The following is a 22,296-nucleotide window of genomic DNA, read 5'->3' on the forward strand; positions in this document are numbered from 1 at the left end:
TTTTCGCGGTGAATGGACTCGAACGTACCTGTGCAGGTTCCTCGAAAAGTATGCCGTTGGGGCGTGCATCGACGGCCGAGGCGCTCTAATGTCGATAACGACGTTCAGGCGGCGCCCGAAGGGGAGGGTCGAATGGCTACTGCAGTTCAGTCCGTCGAGGCAACGTGTTTCACGTCGCGGCCGGCGGCGGAGGCGTACCTGGGTGGTGTGTGCTTCAAACTTGGGCCGCCGCAGCTGATCGGCGCGGAATTGGAGTGGCTGACCGCGCAACTGCCGGAAAACGTGCGCCCCGACCTCGCCGCTCTCGCTGAAGCTCTCGGGCCGCACACTCCTAGAACCATCGATCCCTCTTCTCCTGCTCAGCCCCTTCCCGGTGGCAGCGTCGTCACGGTCGAACCCGGCGGACAGATCGAACTGTCCAGCGCCCCCTATTACTCCGCACGCGAATTGTGCGACTATCTCGCCGCCGATCAGGCGGTTCTCGCGGACCTGTTGTCGTCCCAATCGATCCTCATGTCGTCCGAGGCCGCAGACACCCGCCGGCCCGCGCAGCGTCTCCTCCAATCGCCGCGGTACTGCGCGATGGAATCCCACTTCACCGGCATCGGGCCATTCGGGAAACTGATGATGTGCAACACCGCCGCAACGCAGATCAGCGTGGACGCCGGGGCCGATCCGGTTGCGGTGGAGAAGCGGTGGCACCTGCTCCATGCCATCGGTCCCGCATTGATCGCGGCCTTCGCGTGTTCGCCGCGGCTCTACGGGGTACCCGACGGGCAATGGGCATCGCAGCGGATGCGAACGTGGCTCGAACTCGATTCGCCGCGCACCACCGGAACCCCGCACATCGCGGACTATGCGGGGTGGGTACTGGACGTGCCGCTGCTGTGCATCCGCAACGACGGAACGGACTGGACTGCGCCCGACGGTGCAACTTTCGCCGACTGGGTCGAGGGCGCGCTGGACGACGTGATCGGGCGCCCGATGCCCGCCGACCTCGACTACCATCTCACCACCCTGTTTCCGCCCGTTCGTGCGGCCGGTCATCTCGAGGTGCGCTACCTCGACGCGCAACCGGGTGACCAGTGGCGGGTTCCCATCGCGGCGATCGACGCGCTGCTGTCGGGTCCGGGCGCCATGACCGAGGCGATCGACGCGGCGCTGCCCACCGCCGAACGCTGGCGGGACGCGGCCGAGTTCGGTCTGGCCGACCTCGAACTGCGCGCTGCGGCAACATCTCTGCTGTCGCTGGCGGCGGCGTACTCGCCCGACCCCGAATTCGTCAGACTGCTCGATGCCGCCGCCGAGCGATGTTGCCGGGGCCAGGCACCGAGCGGGGAACGCTGATGGGTACCCGCGAGAAGATCGAGACGGTGTTGACACGGGCGCGGGAGCGCACCGCCGGGTTGACGGACTGTGTGGACGGGAAAGACCTCGTCGCGCAGCATTCCCCGTTGATGAGCCCGCTCGTCTGGGATCTCGCGCACATCGGCAATCAGGAAGAGTTGTGGCTCGTGCGGGATGTCGGGGGCCGGGAACCGATCCGCCGCGATATCGACGAATTATACGACGCATTCAAACATTCGAGGAACTCCCGGCCGTCCCTCCCGCTGCTGAACCCGGACGAGGCGAGGGAATACATACGAACTGTTCGAGACAAGGCGTGGGACGTGCTCGACCGCAGCACGTTCCGGGGCCGGCCGCTCGAGGAGAACGGATTCGCGTTCGGCATGATCGCGCAGCACGAGCAGCAGCACGCCGAAACGATGCTCGCCACCCATCAACTGCGCACCGGTGCAGCAGTACTGGCCGCGGAGAGCGCGCCGCGTGTCGGCGGGGCGATGGACGAGGACGAAGTGGTCATTCCCTCCGGCGAATTCACGATGGGGACGTCGGACGATCCGTGGGCACTCGACAACGAGAGGTCCGCGCACCCCGTGCACGTCCCGGCGTTCGTGATCGACGCCGTCCCCGTCACCAACGGCCGCTACCTCGAGTTCATGGACGACGGTGGTTACGCACGTCCCGAATTGTGGAGCGAGCGGGGATGGGCGCACCGCCTCGAAGCGGGGCTGGACGCTCCCCAGTTCTGGGAGAACGACGGCTGCGGAACGTGGTGGCGACGGCGGTTCGGGGTGACCGAGCCGATCCATCTCCAGGAACCGGTCGTGCACGTCTGCTTCTTCGAGGCCGAGGCGTTCGCGCGCTGGGACGGCAAGAGGCTTCCGACCGAAGCCGAATGGGAGAAGGCCGCGCGATGGGACCCGTTCACCGGCCGGTCGCGCCGATTCCCCTGGGGTGACGACGAGCCCGACGCCTCGCTGGCCAACCTCGGGCAGCACCACCTCGGACCCGCGGTGGTCGGGGCGTACCCGTCGGGGGCGTCCCCGCTCGGCGTCCATCAACTGATCGGCGACGTGTGGGAGTGGACGTCGTCGCCCTTCGAGCCCTATCCCGGCTTCTCGGCGTTCCCCTACCGCGAGTACTCGGAGGTGTTCTACGGCGGCGACTACCGCGTGCTGCGCGGCGGTTCGTTCGGCACCGATCCGGTGGCATGCCGTGGGACGTTCCGCAACTGGGACCACCCGATCCGCAGGCAGATCTTCTCCGGATTCCGCTGTGCCCGGGACCTTCCGGGAGACGACCGCTGAGATGTGCCGACACCTGGGCTATCTGGGACCGGAACAGTCGGTGGGCGACCTCCTGAGTCGCGGCGAGAACTCGCTACTGCGCCAGTCCTACGCGCCACACGACATGAGGGGTGGCGGAACCATCAACGCCGACGGATTCGGTGTGGGGTGGTGGGGAACGGACGGCTTCTCCCGCTACCGCAGTGCTCAGCCGCTGTGGTCCGACCCCGTCGTGCGAGAGACGTTGCCGAACATCCGCTCCCACGCCGTGGTCGCCGCCGCCCGGTCGGCGACGGTCGGTATGCCCGTGCAGCACACGGCCTGCGCACCGTTCTCCGACGACACCTGGGCGTTCAGCCACAACGGGGTGGTGCGCGGGTGGCCCGAGTCGATCGCCGGGCTCGCCGCGGAACTCCCCGTGAGCGACCTGCTGCACCTCGAGGCGCCGACCGATTCGGCCGCGCTGTGGCTGCTCCTGCGCCGGGCGCTCGGCGAGCAGGACCCCGAGAAGGCGATGAGTTCGCTGGTCCAGTCCGTCGTCGCTGCCGCCCCGAACTCGCGACTGAATCTGCTGCTGGGCAACGGCACGGAACTGTGGGCCACCACCTGGCATCATTCGCTGTCGGCGCTCGTCGACGACGAGCGGGCCATCCTGATGTCCGAACCCTACGACGACAACCCCGCATGGCAATCGATTCCGGACCGGCACTTCGTCAGCGCACGCCCCGGACACCTGATCGTCACCCCGCTCGAGATGGGAGCACGATGACCACCACACCGACACTCGAGGTGTACCTGCAGCCCGAGCAGCTGAAGGCCGCTCTGCGCAAGGACGCCACCGTCGGGCTCACGTCGAACCCGAAATGGCTGCCTCCCAAGTACTTCTACGACGCCCGAGGGAGCGAGCTGTTCGAGCAGATCACCGCGTTACCCGAATACTTCCCGACGCGTACCGAACGGGAACTGCTCAGGCGGTATTCGGGGGAGATCGCCGAGGTCGCGGCGCCGGAGATTCTCGTCGAACTCGGATCCGGGTCGTCGGAGAAGACACGGCTGCTGCTGGGCGCCGGCACGCGGCACGGAAGCCTCCATACGTACGTACCGCAGGACGTGTCGGTGTCCGCGCTCGAGGGTGCGGCGGAGCAGATCGGTGTGGAGTTCCCGAATCTGACCGTGCGCGGCGTCGTCAGCGACTTCACCGAGTCGCTGCACCACCTCCCGCGCGGTGGCCGCCGCACGATCGCGTTCCTCGGTGGCACCCTCGGAAACATGGTGCCCGCCGAGCGGGCGGAGTTCCTCTCCGGGATCGCCGACGTCCTCGAGCCGGGGGAGCACCTGCTCCTCGGGGTCGGACTGGTCACCGATCCCGCCGTCCTCGTCCCCGCCTACGACGACGCGGCCGGGGTGACCGCCGAGTTCAACCGTAACGTGCTGCGGGTCCTCAACACACAGCTCGACGCCGATTTCCCGGTGGACGAGTTCCGGCACGTCGCGCTGTGGGACGCCGACAACGAGTGGATCGAGATGCGGCTCGAGGCCGAGCGTGCCATGTCGGTCCGCGTGGGCGAGCTGGATCTGGACGTGGAATTCACCGAGGGTGAGCAGCTGCGGACGGAAATCTCCGCCAAATTCACACTCGACGGCATCCGACGGGAGTTGGCGGAGGCGGGATTCGACGTCGACCGCACCTGGACCGATCCCGACGACCGCTTCGCGCTGGTGTGCGCCGCGCGGAGGTGACCGACAAGATCAACTTCGGGCGTCGGCGCGCTTATAGTTGCCGCGTAGCGCGTCAACGACCCGAGGAGAACTTGTGCGTCAACCGAAGCTCGCTGTCCTCGCTCTCGCCACCACGGCCGTGATCGGCCTCGCCGCCACACAGGCATCCGCTCAGCCGCTGCCCTTCCCGTTCGACACGGGAAGCCTCGGCTCCGGCAGCGACGGCCCGGGAGTGCCCACGGAGGACACGCTTCCGGCTCTGACAGTCACGCCGGTCCTCGACGGGCTCGACCATCCGTGGGATGCGGTGCAGGCTCCGGACGGTGCGGTTCTCACCGGGCAGCGGTCGGGCGGGTTCTTCGTCCGGCGTGCCGACGGAAGCACCGGACCCGTCACCGCCGATCTCTCCGACCTCTACGCGCAGTCCGAGACCGGGCTGATGGGTATCGCACTCGCGAGCAACTTCGCGCAGTCCCGCACCCTGTACACGTGCCAGGGATTTCAAGGCGGCGGTGTCACCGACATTCGAATCCAGTCGTGGACCGTCGATGCCGGCTGGACAGCGCTGACCCGCGGTGACCCGATCCTGACCGGAATCCCCGTCAACGAGGGGCGCCACGGCGGTTGCCGGATCCTGGTGGCCGCCGACGGCACCCTGTTCGTCGGCACCGGCGACACAGCGCAGCCGACCGTGTCGCAGGACCCGAACTCGCTGGGCGGCAAAACCCTCCACATCAATGCCGACGGCACCCCCGCCGCCGGAAACCCGAACCCGGCGAGCCCCGTCTACACGCTGGGCCACCGTAACGCGCAGGGTCTCGCCCAACAGCCGGGAACGGGCCGCATCTACGCCGTCGATCAGGGAACGTCACGGGACGACGAGGTGAACCTCCTGGTCGCCGGCGGCAACTACGGATACAAGCCCGACCGCATCCCCGGCATCTACGACGAAACCGTGCCGATGACGGACCCGGTGCGCGTGCCCGGAGCCGTTGCCGCGGCATGGAGTTCGGGCAGCAGCACCCTGGCGACCGGAAGCGCCGCGTTCGTGACCGGCTCCGGATGGGGACCGTGGGACGGCGCCCTCGTCATGGGCGGACTCAAGTCGCAGCAACTGATCTTCCTGCGCCTGTCCGCGGACGGGCAGACGGTGACGGCGCAGACCTTCGGCCTGCAGAATCAGTACGGCCGCCTGCGGTCCGTCACCCCGACCGCCGACGGCTCGCTGCTCGTCACCACGGACAACGGTTCCACCGACCAGGTACTGCGGGTCACGCCCCAGGGCTGACCCCCCCACGTGAGTGGCATGGAGTGCCGCCGCACGCTTTGCCGCTCACCTGCCCCCGACGAACGGGACGCTCGTTGCGTCAGATCGAACGAGCGTCCCGTTCGTCCGGATGGTGTGAGGTGAGTGCGGGGGCGACGAACTGCGCGAGCATCGTGCGTTCGTCGGTGTCGTCGACGCCCGGAACGGTGAGCAGGGAAACGATGATCCGGACGAGCCACCGTGCCTTCCGGGACGTCTCCTCGCCGGAGAACCCCGCCTGCCCCAGGAACGCGGTGCCCAGCGACTCGATGACATCCGACGAGTGTGCGATCTGCGCGGCCAGGCCCGAGTCACCGAGCTGGAACCACGCGGCAAGGGCCGGGTCGGCGCGCACCAGCCGGATCGCTGCCAGCATCGCCTCCACGATCACGTCCTTCGGATCGCCGGTCGCGGACACCTCCTCTGCGACCAGCGCGCCGATGCGCCGGGCCTCGCGATGGACGAACGCCAGCTGCAACGCCTGCCTGCTGTCGAAATAGCGGTACAGCGTGGCGCGGGAACATCCGGCCGCCCGGGCGACCTCGGCCATACCGACGGCGGCGATGCCGTTCTCGACGTACAGCTGGGCCGCGACGTCGAGGATTCGCTCGGCGGCGAGGCGGGGGCGTTCGTCCCGCATCCAGTCGGCGGTCATGCTTCACGCACCCGGAACGGGACGCTAGTCGGACGGCGCACGTAGTTGCCGTCCGCGTAGACGACGGCGTCGATGTCGACGGTGAAGTCGGGGCAGCGGGCCAGCAGTTCCTCGAGCGCGATCCGCGCCTGCATCCGTGCCGCGGCCGCACCCAGGCAGTGGTGGGCCCCGTGGCTGAACGTGAGGATCTGCTTCGGACTGCGACGCACGTCCAGGACCTCGGAATCCGGTCCGAACCGGCGCGGATCGCGGTTCGCGGAGCCGTACAGCAGAAGCACCTTCCGTCCCTCGGGAACGACGGTGCCGTCGATCTCGACGTCGCGGGTCACCGTGCGGGCGAGGCCCTGGACGGGGGCCGTGAGCCGCAGCAATTCCTCGACGGCGTCGCCGATGAGCTCCGGATGTTCGATCAGATCGCGGCGCTGATCCCGGTGCTCGGTGAGCAACTGGACTGCGCCGCCGAGCATCCCGGTGGTGGTGTCGTTGCCGCCGGTGACCATCGTGAACGCGAAACCGAGGATGGAGAGCAGCCCGGTGACGTCGCCGTCGGCTCCCATTCCGCCCGAGACGAGGTGTGAGATCGTGTCGTCTCCGGGGGCGGTGCGCCGCCGCTCGATCAGTCCGGCGAAGTAGCCCATCAGATCGGTGACCGCACCCGTCGCCTGCAGCGTGTCGCCCTGCGCATTCGCCGCGACGATGGCCTCGGTCCAGCCGTCGAACTGCGCTCGGTCTTCTTCGGGGACACCGAGGTAGTGGGCGACGACCATGCTCGGCAACGGCTTGAACAGTTCCTTCACCACATCGCCCTCACCTGTCTCCCGCAGTCGTTCGATGCGCTCCACCACGAACGCCCGGACGTCCGGCTCGACGGCGGTGACCTGCCGTGGGGTGAATCCCTTCGACACGAGGCGGCGGAACGCGGTGTGGTCGGGCGGGTCGAGCATCACCAGTGGCGGATTGTCCTGCAGGCCGATCTTCTCCAGCTCGCCGTATGTCGTGGTGAGGCCGGCTGCGGAGGAGAACGTCTCGGCGTCCCGGGCAGCCGCGTAGACGTCGGCGTGCCGGGACAGCACGCAGTAGTCGTTCCCGGGTGCGTCCTCGGGGACGACGTGATGGACGGGGTCGTGGTCGCGCAGGTCTGCGTACATCTGCCACGGGGCCCGCCACGATTGCCCGGACCTCGGCACGAACGAGACGCTCGACACATGTGCGATCATGTACCGATAGTGAGACACATTCCACAATGTGTCAATGGTGCGGCTGCGACTTCCCTAGCCGAACAGGGCGAACGCCACGACTGCGAGGATCAGGACGAGTACCGGTGTGAGGATGAGCAGCAACCCGAGCAGTCCAGGATTCTTCACCGGCCGATGGCCGATGGCGCCCTTGCTGAAACTGCTGAACGGCGATGCGTAATACACCGCGGGAGCCGGGTGGTACCGGTTGTCGACGGTGATCTGCGCCCTGCCCTGCTCCCAGATCCACGGGACCGAGATCTGGATGTGGTGCACGCCCGGCGGTGCCGGAATTTCGTTGTGTCCCCACCGGAGCGGCACGGGATACCCGTTGATGCGCGCATTGGGGGTCACCAGCATCGGGCCCATCGGCGGTTTCTTCGCGTCGATGACGAGCGCGGTGGGTGAGGAGGCGGGCTGCACGAAGGGCGACAGTATCACCCTGCGGTAGCCCGAAACGGGTGGCCTACTGGCCGGCCGCGATCCGGGCCTTCTCCAGCGCTGCGAGGGTGCGGAGCACGGTGGCGCGCTGCTTCTCGAGGTCGCTGATCCGGGCACGCGCGGCCAGTCCGGCGGGCTCACCGATCAGGTTCATCTGGGCATCGATGGCCGAGAGTTGATCGAGCAGTCCCGTGACGCGGGATTCGAGTGCGGCGACGTCGACGGCGTCGGTGCGCACCGGTGCCACCGGCGGCGTGGCGGACGTGCGGGACGTGCTCGGGCGGGTCGACGCGGTGGTCGACGACGTTCCGGAATGGGAGGTGCTGCGCGGCTCCGACACCACACTGGCCGCCCGGGGACGAAGGGCCTTGCGCACGGCGGCCGGGTCCGGGAGTTCCGAGAGCTTCATCTCGTTGAGTTCGCGACGCGCATCGCGGGCGTTGACCCGGTGCTCACGCTCTTCGTCGTCGTCCGACTGCAACGTGCCGCCGAGCGGACGCAGACCGTACATACCCAGGAAGCGGCGGGCCTCGTCGATGACCGATTCCTTCTCGCGGCAAATGCCACAGCGAGGTTCGTTACGGAACATTTCGACTGCGTTGTCGTCTCCGCACCACACGCACGCCCCCGGCGACCAACGCCGGACGTTTCGAATTGCAGCGATATCGATAGGGCCGGAGAGAGTCTGCGCGTCGATCACGACGAGCCACAGTAGGGGAAATCGAGCGTGCGAGTCACATCGCCGTAAGTACGACCTGCGGTTCTGCGGCCAAGCGTGACGAAGATCATGCCGATGCTCGCAAACTGCTCCGCAAACGCTGTGTGCCACACGTGTTTTCCCGACCGGTAAGTTTCATTCTCCGGCACCGATGACGGTGGTCAGCCAGTCGACGAGCGGCCGCATCGAACGCCAGGCGGTGCGCACTTCGTCAGCGGCGCGGGGAGTTTCGATCCAGTCGGGGGAGAGGTAGCTCCGGCTGGCGGTGAGCGACTTGTGACGCATCAGGTCGAGTCGCGGATGGTCCTCGGCGACGCCGCGGGGACGGGTCTTGAGTGTGTCGCCGCCGATCTCGAATCCCGACGACCGGACCTTCTTCACGAGCCGGACGAGTTCGCGGCCCTTGCGGTCGTCGTCGACGGCGTCACGGAAACGCCCGACCTGGACCGGGGTATGCGAATAGAAGCCGCCCGCGACGAACAGTCCGGCGGCGTCGATCTGCACGTAGTAGCCCACGCCGGGGCGGGTTTCGACGAATCCGCCCTGATGGGTCTTGTAGGGCGTCTTGTCCTTCGAGAACCGGACGTCGCGGTAGGGGCGAAACACCTTGCCTGCGCCGAACTCCGATTCGAGTTCCGCGAGCAGGGCGGTCATGGGTGCGCGCACGGAGTCGTCGTAGACGGATTTGTGCGCGGTCCAGAAGCTCTTGCTGTTGTCGGCCTCGAGGTCCTCGTAGAAGTCGAGAGCAGCGGTGGGGATCCCGGTGAACACAGGGAAAGGCTACGCCTGTGAGTGGTTGACGAGTGTCTGGACTCGTCAACCACTCACGGGTGCGAAGCGCTCAGGCGTTGCCGTTGAACAGCGACGTGACCGAGCCGTTCTCGAAAACTTCCTTGATGGTGCGAGCCAGCAGCGGGGCGATGGACAGCACCGTCAGGGTCGGGAATTTCTTCGACTCGTCGATCGGGAGCGTGTTGGTGACGATGACTTCCTTGGCACCACACGCGGCGAGGCGCTCGGCCGCCGGATCGGACAGGACACCGTGGGTGGCGGCGATGATCACGTCGCCCGCGCCGGCCTCCTTGAGGATCTTCACGGCGCCGGCGATGGTTCCACCGGTGTCGATCATGTCGTCGATCAGGATGCAGGTGTGGCCTTCGACGTCACCGACGACGCGGTTGGACTTCACCTGGTTGGGCACCAGCGGGTCGCGCGTCTTGTGGATGAACGCCAGCGGCGCGCCGCCGAGGGTGTCGGCCCACTTCTCGGCGACCCGGACGCGACCGGAGTCAGGGGAGACGACGGCGATGTTCTCGGTGCCGTAATTGCCGCGGATGTACTCGGCGAGCTGCCCCTGGGCGTGCATGTGGTCGACGGGGCCGTCGAAGAAGCCCTGGATCTGGTCGGTGTGGAGGTCGACCGTGATGATGCGGTCGGCGCCGGCCGTCTTGAGGAGGTCGGCGATCAGGCGAGCCGAGATGGGCTCACGGCCGCGGTGCTTCTTGTCCTGGCGTGCGTAGGGGTAGAACGGCAGGATCGCGGTGATGCGCTTGGCCGATCCACGCTTGAGCGCGTCGATCATGATCAGCTGTTCCATCACCCACGTGTTCAGCGGGGCCGGGTGGCTCTGCAGCACGAAGGCGTCGGAGCCGCGGACCGACTCCTCGAAACGGACGAAGATCTCGCCGTTCGCGAAGTCACGGGCAGTCTGCGGGGTGACCCGCACGTCGAGTTCCTTCGCTACCTGTTCGGCCAGCTCCGGATGCGCGCGACCAGAAAAAAGCATGAGGTTCTTCTGGTTGTCGATCCAATTCGCGGTCACTGCTCTATGCCATCCTTTAAATCTTGCTTCTCGGTTTCGTGCAGATCTGAACTGTGGTGCGGTCCCGCGGCGGCTGCCGCCTCGGCGGCGGCGGTACCGGGCCGATTTCGTTGCACCCAGCCGTCAATATTGCGCTGCTTCCCGCCGGAGACCGCGAGTGCCCCCGGTGGTACGTCGAAACGCAGCACCGTGCCGGCGCCGGTGTAAGCACCGTCACCGACCTGTACCGGAGCGACGAACATGGTGTCCGATCCGGTCCGGACGTGTGATCCCACCACCGTACGGCTCTTGGTGACGCCGTCGTAATTGACGAACACGCTCGACGCACCGATGTTGCTGTACTCGCCGATCGTGGCGTCGCCCACGTAGGTCAGGTGAGGAACTTTGGAGTGCGCTCCGATGTCGGCGTTCTTCGTCTCGACGAATGCGCCGAGCTTGCCGGACGCACCGAGGACGGTGCCGGGACGCAGGTAGGAGAACGGGCCGACGGTGGCGCCTTCGCCGATCGTCGATTCCGAGCCGTGGGTGCGCACCACGCTGGCGCCTTCGCCGACCGTCACGTCGGTGAGTGTGGTGTCGGGACCGATCACGGCGTCCTCGCCGACGGCGGTGGTGCCGAGCAGCTGCACTCCCGGATGAATGGTGACGTCGCGAGCGAGCGTGACGCCGACGTCGATCCACGTGGTCGTCGGATCGACGACGGTGACGCCGGCCCGCATCCAGTTCTCGACGGTGCGGCGGTTGAGTTCGGCGGCCAGCCTCGACAGCTGGACGCGATCGTTGGCGCCCGCGACCTTCGCGGAGTCGGACAGGTGGGCGGCGAAGACGGGTGCACCGGCCTCGCGGGCGATCTTGACGACGTCGGTCAGGTACAGCTCACCCTGCGCGTTGTTCGCGTTGAGCTGCCCGAGCGCGGAGCGGAGGAACTCGGCGTCGAACGCGTACACACCCGCATTGACCTCGGTGATGGCCGACTGCTCTTCTGTGGCGTCGGCCTCTTCCACGATCTCGGCGATCTCACCGTCGTGGGGCAGTCTGACGATCCGCCCGTAGCCGGTGGGCTCCGGGGCGGTGAACGTCAGTACCGTGACCGCCGCGGGCGTGGGTTCGCTGCGGTGCTCGTCGACGAGAGCGTGCAGGGTGCGGCCGTCGAGCAGCGGGACGTCCGCGGCGGTGACCAGCACGGTCCCGCGGAAATCGGCGGGCAGAGCGGACAGGCCGCATTCGACGGCGTGCCCGGTGCCGTTCTGCTCTTCCTGGACGGCGATTGCGATCGGACGGCCCAGTTCGGCCTCGAGGGCAGTGACGGCGGCTCCGACGCGTTCCTTGTCGTGCCCGACGACGGTGACGAGGTGTGCCGGATCGACCTCCGCGGCGGCGTGGAGGGAATGCGCGAGCATCGTGCGTCCGCCCAGGGTGTGCAACACCTTGGGGGTCTTCGACCGCATCCGAGTTCCCGCGCCGGCGGCGAGGACGACCACGGCGGTCTGCACTGGCATGAAGCTCCCTCTGGATCGTTCCGCTCTTGCTGTTCTCGACAGCTCCGCCTGCAGGAATCAGCTCCGCAGGCTCCGCTCCGCCGCCAGGACTCGAACCTGAACTATCTGAACCAAAATCAGAGGTGCTGCCATTACACTACGGCGGATTGCCACACACACGGGGTGTCACGCCCGTTTGCGCGAGAGAATCCTCGCATGCCGACCCGCCGCCCGTCGAACCGCTGCGGAAATTTGTCTCGAACGTCCCGATAGAGTGGGTGCTACCTGCAGTGTTTCGACGCTGCCCGCGGCACTTCGTCGTCGCGAGTGTCAGGAAAGGATGGTGCCTCGGTGCCCCGACCCACGGACGTGGACGCGACCCCCGAGAGGGCGGTCCGCACCCGGATGACCGGTACGCAACGCCGGGAGCAGTTGATCGAGATCGGCCGCGCCCTGTTCGCCGAGCGAGGCTATGAGGCGACGTCGATCGAGGAGATCGCACAGCGGGCGCACGTCTCCAAGCCTGTCGTCTACGAACACTTCGGCGGCAAGGAGGGCCTCTATGCCGTGGTCGTGGATCGGGAGATGTCGCGGCTGCTGGAGATGGTGACGTCCTCGCTGAAGCAGAACCGCTCCCGGGTCCGGGTCGAGCGGGTGGCGCTGGCGCTGCTGACCTATGTGGAGGAGCACACCGACGGATTCCGCATCCTCGTCCGCGACTCTCCGGTGGCGGCACCGGACGGCACGTACTCGAGCCTGCTCAACGAGGCCATCGGTCAGGTCGGGCACATCCTCGCCGGCGATTTTTCGCGGCGTGGCTTCAATCCGGATCTTGCCCTGCTGTACGCGCAGGCACTGGTCGGAATGGTGTCCACCACCGCGACGTGGTGGCTGGACGAGCGGACACCGCCGAAGGAAGTCGTCGCCGCGCATCTGGTCAACCTGTGCTGGAACGGGTTGACCAATCTCGAGGCGGATCCGCAGCTGGGCACGGATCGGCCCCGCACGACACCTCAGTGAACGTGTTCTCGTTTTCCGACTCGCGGTTCAACTTCACCAGGGCTGCGCCTGTCAAGTGCTAGGGTTCGCTGGAGTTTGCGCGCCCCGTCGGGGGGGTTGTTCGGGAGGCAGTCGATGGCGAGACAGGTTCGAGCAGAGGTAACTCGGGCGTCGGTCCTGATGGCGGCGGCCGACGTATTCTTACGCCTCGGGTACGCCAACGCGGGTCTCAACGAGATCATCGAGCAGTCCGGTGTGACCAAAGGTGCGTTGTACTTCCACTTCAGTTCCAAGGAAGACCTGGCCCGCGGTGTCATCGACGAGGGGCAGATCCGGCTCACAGCCGGAATGACGTCCGTCAGTGACGGGCCGACGCCGGCACTCGAAGCGCTCGTCGCCCTGTCCTATGTGGCGATCGAGGCAGCGAGTTCCGATTCGATCGTCGCGGCGATGTTGCGACTGCAGCACGAGATCGGTGACTACCAGGGGACGCACGGCAACGTGGTGGCCTCGTGGCAGCAGGGTTTCGAACGACTTGTCGCACGCGCGGTCGAGGAGGGCGACATTCTCGCGGAAGACGACGTCTCCACGGGAACACTGTCCACGTTCCTGCTCGGGTCGCTGCTGGGGGCCCACGTGGTCGCGACCGCGACAGGAGCCTTCGACGATCTTCCGCGTCGGATGGAACGGGTCTGGTACTTCATTCTTCCCGGGCTTGTCGAGCCGTCGAAGCTCGTGTACTTCCGGCAGTTCGCCTCGCGCCGCCTGCTGCGCTGAGCGATCCTTGCGGCTGCACGATCAGTCCGATGTATCGATCCGGCGGGGTGCCGCATAACGGCGCAGGGCAGGGGCGACAGGGCGGCCGCGGAGGAATCCTGCCACGCCGCCGGATTCGATTGCCCTACTGTAGATTTCGAGAGCGCGATGGACCACTTCCAGAGTGAGATCGACGTCGGCCGTGCGGTGCGCCGCAGACGTGACAAACGATTGGCACAGAACGCCACCTGACAAGAGTTCTTGCAGGAAGAGCGTCCGGAATTCCTGTGATGGCTGACGGTTCAGGTCACGCGTGACGAAAATCAGGCATGAAGGCCGACCGATCACCTGGACGTAGTCCGCAATCCCCATATCTGCAGCGGCTGCGCCGACTCCCTCAGCGATCCGCCTGCCGGACTGCTCCATGCGCGAAATCGGATCCTCGGTAGCGTAGGCGTGTACGACTGCGCGGAAAGCCGCGAGCGCTCCGCATTCGGGTCCATGGGTGGTGGACAGCAGAAAGACCCGGTCGTGGTCCGTGTTCAGGCCGCCGAACTCCATGTACTCGCGCTTACCCGCGAGGGCTGAAATCGGGAATCCGTTACCCATCGCTTTACCCCAGCACGACAAGTCGGGTGTGACCGCGTACTCCGTTTGTGCGCCGCCCGGCGACCATCGGAATCCTGTGATCATCTCATCGAAGATGAGAAGGGCTCCGCGCTCGTCGCAGAGTGACCGAACGGCATCGAGGTATCCGGGTGTCGGCTCAGCTGTAGCGGTGGCTGCCTCCATGACGACACAGGCCACCCGGTGTGGATTCTCGTCGAACACCGAGACAAGTGAGTTGAGGTCATTGAATCGGAATCCGCGTGTCTTGGCAGCAACATCGGAGGGCACGCCGCTGTTCATTGCGGTTGTGCCGATGAACCAGTCGTCCACGGAGAAGAACGGTTGATCGCAGACCGCAACCAGCTCGCGTCCCGTCACAGCCCGCGCGAGGCGGACCGCCGCCGTGGTGGCGTCGGACCCGTTCTTGGCAAACTTCACCATGTCTGCGCCTGAAACGAGTTGGAGAAAGTCCTCGGCCGCGTGCAATTCGAGTTCAGTCGGACGGCTGAAGTTCGTACCGTGGGCGATTGCCTCACACACGGCGTCGACAACGGGGGGGTATCCGTGTCCCAGTGTCACGGACCGGAGACCCATGCCGTATTCGACGAAGCTGTTCCCATCCACATCCCACACGCGGGCGCCCTTCCCGCGGACAAGTACGGGCGCCATGAAGTCCGGGTATTGGTCGGGGCCGCGCGCATAGGTGTGCGCACCGCCCGGCACAAGTTTGTTCAGCCGTGCCTGCAGCTCATTCGAGCGAGAAAAGGAGCGACTGACGGCGTCGTCTGTGAGGGGCATGGCGACCTCCATGGCTCGGAGATGCATCGCGACGTAATTGTGCCACCCAGTAGGTCGATTGTCGTGCTGAACGGGAGAAACGGCCCACCACGTGCTGGACGTGGATCTCGAAGTAGCGGGCGCGGACCGTGGTGTTGAGGAAAGGGTTGCGGTATCGTCGAATCGACCTCTACCTGCCGCTTCGGTCAGGGCTCACATGGTGCCACATGGCTCGGGGGTCGGTGACCTCCTCGCGCGAATGAGTGTCCGAAGGGCCGATATGGAGAATCGCGAATCCCGCGCGACGCCGGTCGGCGGATCCAACATCCGTGTCCTCGTGGAAAACGGCGAATACTGGCTGAACAACAAAGGTGACCTGGGGATTCTCAACGTCACGGTGCGCAGGATTGCCGAGAGATGGCCCGACGCCGCAATCGGTGTCCTCACCGACAGATCGTCACTGTTGAAGGCCTATGAGCCGAACGCGGAGCCGATTCGGTATCAGCGAGGCGGCGATTGGCCGAGAAGGCGTGGTTGGGGTGGATTGGCCGGCCGTTTCGGCCCCGAGGTGGCGGGGCCGTTGCTCAGGGGATGGGAAGCCGCGGCGGCCGCACCCGCGTCTGTCGTGCGGCGGGCACGTCGCGTCGTCCTCCGCGGGGGCGAGGGCGATGGTACGAACGGTGAGTCCGACGCGAGGACAACGAATTCGGAACGGTTGCTGCTGAGTCGTGACGGTGGACGGCTGCCTAATGCCATCGACGGCGCATCTTTGGTGCTCGCGATCGGCGGTGGGTACCTTACCGATATCGATCGGTTCCAGACAGAGCGCACACTCGATTTGCTCGAGTACGCAACGAATCATCGAATTCCTACCGCGATGGTGGGGCAGGGGATTGGCCCGATTCACGACCCCGGGGTGCTGGAACACGCCGCCCGCGTGCTTCCCCGGGTCGATTTCATCGCGCTGCGCGAAGGACTACGGGGCCCAGAACTCTTGCACTCCCTCGGTGTTCCGCCGGAACGCGTCGTGGTTACCGGGGACGACGCGGTGGAACTCGGCTATTCGACTCGGCGCAGGGACTTCGGCACGGACATCGGCGTCTGTCTCAGAGTCGCGGAATACTCTCCGGTCGGAGACGAGATGCAGAAGGTGCTGGGTCGCGTCATTCGGGGCGTGGCCGCCGAATCCGGTGCCGGACTGGTTCCGCTGATCGTATCCGAGCATGATTCCGAAGACCGTCGCTCGACGATGCCACTCCTCGCCGGGTTCCCCGACGTGGTTCCGCCACTAGGTCGTTTTGCGAGTGCGCGATCACTCTCGCGCCGGATCGGGCGATGCCGGATCATCGTCACGGGGGCTTACCACGTCGCAGTCTTCGCACTGTCGCAAGGAATTCCTGTTGTCGGGCTGTCGACCTCACGGTACTACGACGACAAGTTCGAGGGCCTGGCCGCGATGTTCGACGCCGGACTCGAGTTGGTAAGGCTGGACGGGGAAGACTTCGACGACCGGCTTCGCGGTGCGATGCGCAGCACATGGTTGCGCGCGCCGGAACTGAGGGCTGGATTGCTCGGTCGGGCGGTGAACCAGATCGAAGCGAGCAGAGCTGCGTTCGACCGTGCCGCGCAGCTTGTCAAGGGTGACATCACGACGCGGTCGAATTCGAATCCCGGGCCGACTTGGCCGCCCACATCGTCGACGTGATTGCCCACAGGTCGTGATCTTTGCGTCGACCGCCGACGTCGAGGTAACTGGCCATCGTGCCCTCTCGCTGCATCCCGGCCTGTTTGACGAGCCGGGTGGCCTGTCGGTTGTCGACGCAGACGGGAGCGGTGACCCGGCGCAATCCGAGTATGTCGAATACGTACTCTGCGAGGAGGTTCGCAGCTGTCAGCGCGATTCCCTGTCCAGTGAGCGAAGAATCGATCCACACGCCGACTTCTGCGCTCTGTGCTCCCCAGTCGATGTGCTCCATGTTGAACTGACCGGCGAATCGGCCTTCGACCTCGATTACCAGCGGCAGTGCCCGGCCTGCGCGGGCCTCCTTACGCATGTGTAGAAATTCGTCTACCCAGGCCCCCTCGGTGTGGCGCCGAGACCAGGATTTCGGGGACGACACCCAGAACGGTTCGATCAAGTGTTGATCCCGTAGCCGTAGGGTTTGCCACGCCGAGGCATCCGAAAGCCTGGGCGAGCGAAGAGCAACGCGATGCTCGGCCGACATCACAGGGCCCAACCGGATTCCAGCGCTGGGCACACGGTGGGATCCGATCCGATGCCGGAAGGGCCTCGAATAGAGCTTGCCAGCCGCGACGAGAACCACCAATGATCGTGGAGGCTTCATGCTTTCACCTCTGGCCAGCAAGCCTGACTGAAGCAGTCGATCTGCCACGCCAGACGACGACGGTGGAGAGCTTGGAGTAAGCCTACCCGAACCGAGGTCCCGAAAACATGGGGGAAGGCAGATCGTGCGAACCTGGATAAAGGTACCGCTACCTGCATGAATGCAATTCTTCGCTGAAATCGGGCTGGTATTGTCGGCGGTGTTGGTCGACGGGTCGCCGGCGCAGATCGGAAAGAAGGTGTGTAGCGTGATTTCCTCCGCCGCAAGCATCGTCCAACGGGATGCTCGATGACCACTCCCCGCGTCGCGCTCGTTCACGAGCGATTCACGGAAGTCGCCGGTTCGGAGCACGTTGTCGAACAGTTGTCGGCACAATGGCCTGATGCGCGCGTACTTGTTCCGATCGCGCGTCCGCAAGGGATTCCGTCGGGACTGCGCACGGCGCCGGAGACCACTTGGCTCAATCAGTTGTACCGACTCGGTGGCGAACGCTCCTATGCGCCGTTGCTGCCGTTGATGCCGAATGCCTTCCGGCGAATGGATATCGGAGATGCCGCCGCAGTGATCATCAGTCATCACGCATTTGCGACCCAGGCCGTGTTCTCGACATCCGCCGCCACAATCGCGTATGTGCACAGCCCGGCGCGCTGGGCGTGGGACGCATCGCTCCGTGAGGGTGAAGCAGGGGGGAGAGCCGGCGCCGCCGCATTGAGGATGCTCGCGTCGACAGCTCGACGTGCCGAGCTCGCTGCAGCTCCGCTGTTGACTGAACTAGTCGCGAATTCGACTACTGTCGCACAGCGGATAAGGCAGTGGTGGGGCCGCGATGCGGTCGTGGTTCATCCGCCTGTCGACACCGATGCATTCACGCCGGACCCCGGTACCCGCAGGGAGGACTTCTTCCTGGTCGCAGGGCGTCTTGTGCCTTACAAGAGGCCCGATTTGGCAATTCTCGCCGCGAACGCCGCCGGGGTGCCCCTCGTGGTTACGGGGGACGGCCGCAGCCTCGACTATTGCCGCAGCATAGCGGGGCCCACAGTTGTCTTCCTCGGGCACGTATCGCATGCGCAACTGTTGAATCTGCTGCGCCGGACTCGTGCGCTGCTCATGCCCGGTGTAGAGGATTTCGGAATAGTCCCGGTGGAAGCCATGGCCTGCGGAACGCCGGTGATTGCGCTCGGCAGAGGTGGTGCACTCGACAGCGTGGTGCCGCATGTGACGGGACAATTCGTCTCCGGCGTTCTCGACGAAGAGATAGTGGCTGGTTTCGTGAACTCGATACGCGCGTTCGACGGCTCGATCTATGACGCGGCTGCAATCCGTCGACACGCCGAGCTGTTTTCTCGTAGCATCTTTCGGCGCAGAATGCAGGCAGTTGTCGATGGCGTGCTGGCGTCGTGACCGAGTTACCCGGTGATGGGTATTTCAACACCCTCGATCGGTGAAGGCATTGAGGTACCCGGCGGATTGGCGGATGTACATTCCTGCCCAGAAGAGCAGCCCGGACGGGCTCGGGCTTGCGACCATGGTCAGCTCGCCGTCGAAGCACTTTTCGACGATGTACCTCGCGCGCGAGATATGGGGCGTGAAGGTCACGACGATGATGTGATGCCACCCTTGCTGGGTGGCGCGGCGCCCTATCTCCTGGGCTTCTCCCTTTGTGGTCCACGGATCGGGCTCGAAGCAACTCACCGCGAAGTCGAAGTGGCCATGGCAGTACTTGTCCATCGTCCTGTCGCCACTCCCGACGGAGTTCGAGATGACGAGTTGTGGTGCGTATCCGCGCTCTGCCAATTCGACGCCGATGTCGAAACGCTCGTATGGAGTTCCACCGAGAACCACAATGGCGTCCGCTGTTCTCAATGGGTCGATCTGCGGACGTACGTAGACGGGCCAGCCTGCCGCAGCAATTGCGGCGAGAGCAGAGAAGAGGACGACGAGCGTCCACAGTGCACGCTTGAACCGGGCCGGTGCCTTGGGGGAATGCGCACATTCAGGTTGTCGGCCCGAGCGTGGTTCGGGGTCGCGAGGCGAGCGGCGCATACCTAGCCAGTCGGTCGGCGCCTACCGAGCGGTGAGGTCTTCACACTGCCATCGGTCGAGACCGTGAGTCTCCAGTAGTTGTCGCCCGAATCCTTCAGCACGACTCCGCTGTCGGCTCGATCGACGATCCACTCTCCGGTCGACAGTACCGCGGAAAGTACTGCACCATTGGGGGATTGCGCCTGCAGGAGGTCGGCACTGCCAATGCCCGCGCGAGTAATCACGGTTCCTACGAAGGTAACTCCACTTACTTGCCCGCGACCAGTCACACTCCACCCTTCAGGAAACGATTTCGGGTCGATGTCGGACGCTGTGCTGGAGAGCAGATTGACAGCGGTGCCGTCCGGACACCCCTCGGAATCGACGCGGACTTCGATTGCCGGCCGCTGGGTATCCGAATCGAACTGGACGTTGGCGAGGTAGGGCTGTCGGCAATACACCAGGTCCATGCACACCGAGCGTGCTGCGACCTTGCAGTTGACCAGGCCGAATTGCGCGGGCCCCCCACGATCGCGATTCCCGATCGACAGGGCGATGTCGGCGCCCTCGAACCAGACATTTGTCAACCACCAATCGTTTGCCGCTCCGTCGATCAACACGTGCTTGTCCGTAGTGTTCGGATCGGTGTCGGATACGAACTCGACGTTGACCATTGACAGCCCGGCACTGTGATCATTTCCCGTCCCCAGTACTCCGACGTAATTGCTCGTGAACTTCGAGGAGGTGACGTAGTTCTGAATGCATCTGGTTGTGAGCCCGATTCCGAAGTTGTTGACATCGCAATTGATGAACGCAGTGCCACCCGTGTTCTGGTCGAGTATGACCCCTCGCTGCTGTGTGAACTCGGGATAGTTGGTACTGACGTGTCCACCGCGGAGTACGACGGAATCGAACGAGCATCTGAAGCACTCGGACAGGGCCACCGCCGCGCCGGTTGCGCCGGTCACGTAGATCCCCAGGCGCTTGAAACTCACCCGATGCTTTCCGCGAAGTGCGATCAGTGGTCCGTCTCCGGCGTAACCGATGGTTGTGACGTCGCTGCCGTCCCCGATGACAGCGGCGTAGTCGGGCAGGTCGGGCCATGCGGTGACGCGGTAGGCACCGGCGGGCAGGTAGAGAACCAAGGGCCCGTTGCCGACCGCACAAGCGTTGGCGATCGCCGTCGTGTCGTCGGCCTTGCCATCGCCGACAGCCCCGAAATCCCGGACGTTGCGCGCGGAGGGGACATCGGAGACATGTGGCGAGGTGAACTCGACAGTCGGTTCCTCGGCCGATGACGAACACGCTGCAGCCGCCAGCGGTAGTGCTGCAGCGACACCCAGTGAACGAGCCAGTAACCGCCGCCGATTCAGGACATTGTCGGTCACCGGTCCGCCTCGAGTGTGTCTGCCGTTGCATCGAGGACGATCGCGGGTTCCTCCTTCTGCGGTTCCGTGTCGGTACTCCGCGTTCGGAGTGGTCCGCTGTTCGGCCGGCGAATGATCTTGCGAAGCCAGTTGACATGCTTCTTCGATATTGCTACGGCTCCGACCATCCGGGAGCCACCTTGATCGAACGTCGCCAGTGCGCCGAGTACCTGCGGTGACGTGGACCTCCCCATTTCGACGACAGCGACTGTGCCGTCGCAATGCCCGGAGAGCGTTAGTGCGTCGGCGGCAGATCCGACCGGGGCGGCGTCGATGACGACGTAGTCGAAGTCGCTACGGAGTGCGGATACGATCTGCGTGAGGCGCTCGGATGCGAGCAGATCACTTGTTTGATCGTCGACAGAACCGAGGGCCAGCACGCTGATCCCGGTGTCAGCGCATGTCGACAACTCGTCGATGGGGGACGACGTCGTGCGCAGGAGGTCTGCGAGGCCCGAGTCGGACACGGGAAGATCGTTGGAGATCCCACTTCCCGTGGTATCCGCATCGATCAACACGACCCGCCGACCGCTGTCGGCGAATGCCTTCGCGAGTATGACCGAGACATCCGGTTGTGAACGTGCCGACAGACTTGTGAGCATCACTGTCATCCCATTGTCGCCACCTCCCGCCTGGATCAATCGAGTGCGCAGTCGGCGAGCCTCCCCGATAGCACCGGGTTCCCCGATATCGAGAATGGCGAGAACGGGGACCGGCAGAATTTCACCGAGTTCATGCGATGTCCGGATCGTGCGGTCCATGCGGTCTTTCACGAGTGCCGCCAAACAGCCGAGCACCAATCCGGCGAGAAGGCCGATACCGAGCAGCCGCCGCGAGTTGGGTCCATTGATCGCGGTGGGATCTGTGGCCGGATCGACGATCGAAACCCTCGCAGCAGGAGCCGCGTCGGTCTGGATGGTCTCCAATTCGTCTATCAGCCTTCGGAACTGAGAGACCACGGCGTCGGTCAACATGACGGCACCCTCGGCTGTCGAATCGGTGACCGTGACGTCCAGCAGCGCGGTGGCCGGGGGGAATGAGGCGGTGATCCTGCCCTGCAGCTCGCCGGCAGACATCGGCAAACCGAGTTGGTCGACGACACGTTGAGCGACGTTGGAACTCGCGGCGAGGTTTACATATGACGTCACTCGCTGCTGGGCGGCAAGACCACCCTGGTATACGTCGTTCACCGACGTTCCGGTTGCCATCGTCACGTACAGTCGGCTGGTCGACTGATATGTGGTCGGTTGCATGGAGCTGTAGCCGGCGGCGCCCGCCACACAGAGAAGCGTGATCGCCGAGATGAGAATCCAGCGGCGGCGAGCAATGTGCCAATAGTCGATCAATCGCATGTCCT

The 22,296-nt window shown here is 65.3% G+C and carries 21 protein-coding genes and 1 tRNA gene; 9 read left to right on the top strand and 13 right to left on the bottom strand.

The genetic code is table 11. The annotated features are described in order from the left end of the window. Positions 1-132 precede the first annotated feature (132 nt). The 5 genes from egtA to FND50_RS10890 all read left to right on the top strand — a co-directional run bounded on the left by egtA (position 133) and on the right by FND50_RS10890 (position 5,637). Entirely contained in the window at positions 133-1,347 is a 1,215-nt protein-coding gene (gene egtA, locus FND50_RS10870) for an ergothioneine biosynthesis glutamate--cysteine ligase EgtA (RefSeq protein WP_144285756.1), read from the top strand. Further along, entirely contained in the window at positions 1,347-2,651 is a 1,305-nt protein-coding gene (gene egtB / locus FND50_RS10875; protein ID WP_144285757.1) for an ergothioneine biosynthesis protein EgtB, read from the top strand. The genes egtA and egtB overlap by 1 nt, the downstream gene beginning before the upstream one ends. A 1-nt stretch (position 2,652) precedes the next feature. Further along, positions 2,653-3,399, top strand: a complete 747-nt coding sequence (gene egtC / locus FND50_RS10880) for an ergothioneine biosynthesis protein EgtC (RefSeq protein ID WP_144285758.1) — start codon at positions 2,653-2,655, stop codon at positions 3,397-3,399. Then, positions 3,396-4,370 (top strand): L-histidine N(alpha)-methyltransferase, encoded by a 975-nt coding sequence (gene egtD / locus FND50_RS10885; RefSeq protein WP_144285759.1) that lies wholly within the window; start codon positions 3,396-3,398, stop codon positions 4,368-4,370. The genes egtC and egtD overlap by 4 nt, the downstream gene beginning before the upstream one ends. Positions 4,371-4,443: 73 nt before the next feature. After that, positions 4,444-5,637, top strand: a complete 1,194-nt coding sequence (locus FND50_RS10890; RefSeq protein WP_144285760.1) for a sorbosone dehydrogenase family protein — start codon at positions 4,444-4,446, stop codon at positions 5,635-5,637. 79 nt (positions 5,638-5,716) lie between these two features. Here FND50_RS10890 and FND50_RS10895 read toward each other — a convergent pair whose 3' ends face one another. The 8 genes from FND50_RS10895 to FND50_RS10930 form a co-directional block, all read right to left on the bottom strand. Next, on the bottom strand, positions 5,717-6,310 hold the full coding sequence (locus FND50_RS10895) for a TetR/AcrR family transcriptional regulator (RefSeq protein ID WP_144285761.1): 594 nt from the start codon (positions 6,308-6,310) through the stop codon (positions 5,717-5,719). Further along, positions 6,307-7,527 carry a cytochrome P450 gene (locus FND50_RS10900; protein WP_144285762.1) on the bottom strand — a complete coding sequence of 407 codons (1,221 nt, stop codon included), beginning with the start codon at positions 7,525-7,527 and terminating at the stop codon, positions 6,307-6,309. The genes FND50_RS10895 and FND50_RS10900 overlap by 4 nt, the downstream gene beginning before the upstream one ends. Before the next feature lie 54 nt (positions 7,528-7,581). Continuing rightward, entirely contained in the window at positions 7,582-7,968 is a 387-nt protein-coding gene (locus FND50_RS10905; RefSeq protein WP_144285763.1) for a hypothetical protein, read from the bottom strand. Positions 7,969-8,011: 43 nt separating this feature from the next. After that, positions 8,012-8,575 carry a hypothetical protein gene (locus FND50_RS10910; protein WP_144285764.1) on the bottom strand — a complete coding sequence of 188 codons (564 nt, stop codon included), beginning with the start codon at positions 8,573-8,575 and terminating at the stop codon, positions 8,012-8,014. A 264-nt stretch (positions 8,576-8,839) separates the two neighbouring features. Further along, positions 8,840-9,475 (bottom strand): DUF2461 domain-containing protein, encoded by a 636-nt coding sequence (locus tag FND50_RS10915; RefSeq protein WP_005568654.1) that lies wholly within the window; start codon positions 9,473-9,475, stop codon positions 8,840-8,842. Between the two features lie 70 nt (positions 9,476-9,545). After that, positions 9,546-10,490 carry a ribose-phosphate diphosphokinase gene (locus tag FND50_RS10920; RefSeq protein ID WP_397494164.1) on the bottom strand — a complete coding sequence of 315 codons (945 nt, stop codon included), beginning with the start codon at positions 10,488-10,490 and terminating at the stop codon, positions 9,546-9,548. A gap of 32 nt (positions 10,491-10,522) precedes the next feature. Next, the gene (gene glmU / locus FND50_RS10925) at positions 10,523-12,025 is read right to left on the bottom strand and encodes a bifunctional UDP-N-acetylglucosamine diphosphorylase/glucosamine-1-phosphate N-acetyltransferase GlmU (protein WP_005255563.1); all 1,503 of its coding nucleotides are present in this window, start codon (positions 12,023-12,025) and stop codon (positions 10,523-10,525) included. Between the two features lie 75 nt (positions 12,026-12,100). Further along, positions 12,101-12,171, bottom strand: a tRNA-Gln gene (locus FND50_RS10930). 238 nt (positions 12,172-12,409) lie between these two features. Here FND50_RS10930 and FND50_RS10935 point away from each other — a divergent pair. Both FND50_RS10935 and FND50_RS10940 read left to right on the top strand, forming a co-directional pair. Further along, complete coding sequence (locus tag FND50_RS10935; RefSeq protein ID WP_206031502.1) at positions 12,410-13,024, top strand: TetR/AcrR family transcriptional regulator; 615 nt, start codon at positions 12,410-12,412, stop codon at positions 13,022-13,024. A 114-nt stretch (positions 13,025-13,138) separates the two neighbouring features. Further along, positions 13,139-13,780 carry a ScbR family autoregulator-binding transcription factor gene (locus tag FND50_RS10940; RefSeq protein WP_144285765.1) on the top strand — a complete coding sequence of 214 codons (642 nt, stop codon included), beginning with the start codon at positions 13,139-13,141 and terminating at the stop codon, positions 13,778-13,780. A 21-nt stretch (positions 13,781-13,801) separates the two neighbouring features. Here FND50_RS10940 and FND50_RS10945 read toward each other — a convergent pair whose 3' ends face one another. Further along, entirely contained in the window at positions 13,802-15,178 is a 1,377-nt protein-coding gene (locus FND50_RS10945; RefSeq protein ID WP_144285766.1) for a glutamate-1-semialdehyde 2,1-aminomutase, read from the bottom strand. A gap of 247 nt (positions 15,179-15,425) precedes the next feature. Here FND50_RS10945 and FND50_RS10950 point away from each other — a divergent pair, with 247 nt between their 5' ends. Further along, on the top strand, positions 15,426-16,850 hold the full coding sequence (locus FND50_RS10950) for a polysaccharide pyruvyl transferase family protein (protein ID WP_144289027.1): 1,425 nt from the start codon (positions 15,426-15,428) through the stop codon (positions 16,848-16,850). Here the strand turns inward: FND50_RS10950 and FND50_RS37585 are convergent. Further along, entirely contained in the window at positions 16,792-17,760 is a 969-nt protein-coding gene (locus FND50_RS37585) for a GNAT family protein (protein ID WP_313905310.1), read from the bottom strand. The genes FND50_RS10950 and FND50_RS37585 overlap by 59 nt on opposite strands. Positions 17,761-17,778: 18 nt before the next feature. On the opposite strand from FND50_RS37585, the gene FND50_RS10960 reads away from it, so the two are divergent. Then, entirely contained in the window at positions 17,779-18,891 is a 1,113-nt protein-coding gene (locus tag FND50_RS10960; RefSeq protein WP_144285767.1) for a glycosyltransferase, read from the top strand. Between the two features lie 24 nt (positions 18,892-18,915). Here the strand turns inward: FND50_RS10960 and FND50_RS10965 are convergent, their stop codons facing one another. From FND50_RS10965 to FND50_RS10975, 3 genes are read right to left on the bottom strand one after another with little or no spacing between them, the layout of a single operon-like run. Further along, positions 18,916-19,533 (bottom strand): YdcF family protein, encoded by a 618-nt coding sequence (locus FND50_RS10965; protein ID WP_144285768.1) that lies wholly within the window; start codon positions 19,531-19,533, stop codon positions 18,916-18,918. Between the two features lie 2 nt (positions 19,534-19,535). Further along, on the bottom strand, positions 19,536-20,900 hold the full coding sequence (locus FND50_RS10970) for a glycosyl hydrolase family 28-related protein (RefSeq protein ID WP_144285769.1): 1,365 nt from the start codon (positions 20,898-20,900) through the stop codon (positions 19,536-19,538). Further along, positions 20,897-22,291, bottom strand: coding sequence for a polysaccharide biosynthesis tyrosine autokinase (locus tag FND50_RS10975; RefSeq protein WP_144285770.1), 1,395 nt, complete (start codon positions 22,289-22,291; stop codon positions 20,897-20,899). Before FND50_RS10975 ends, FND50_RS10970 begins: the two co-directional genes overlap by 4 nt. Between the last annotated feature and the right edge of the window lie 5 nt (positions 22,292-22,296).

This window comes from Rhodococcus sp. WB9, from assembly GCF_007558985.1.
Classification (GTDB): Bacteria; Actinomycetota; Actinomycetes; order Mycobacteriales; family Mycobacteriaceae; genus Rhodococcus_F; species Rhodococcus_F opacus.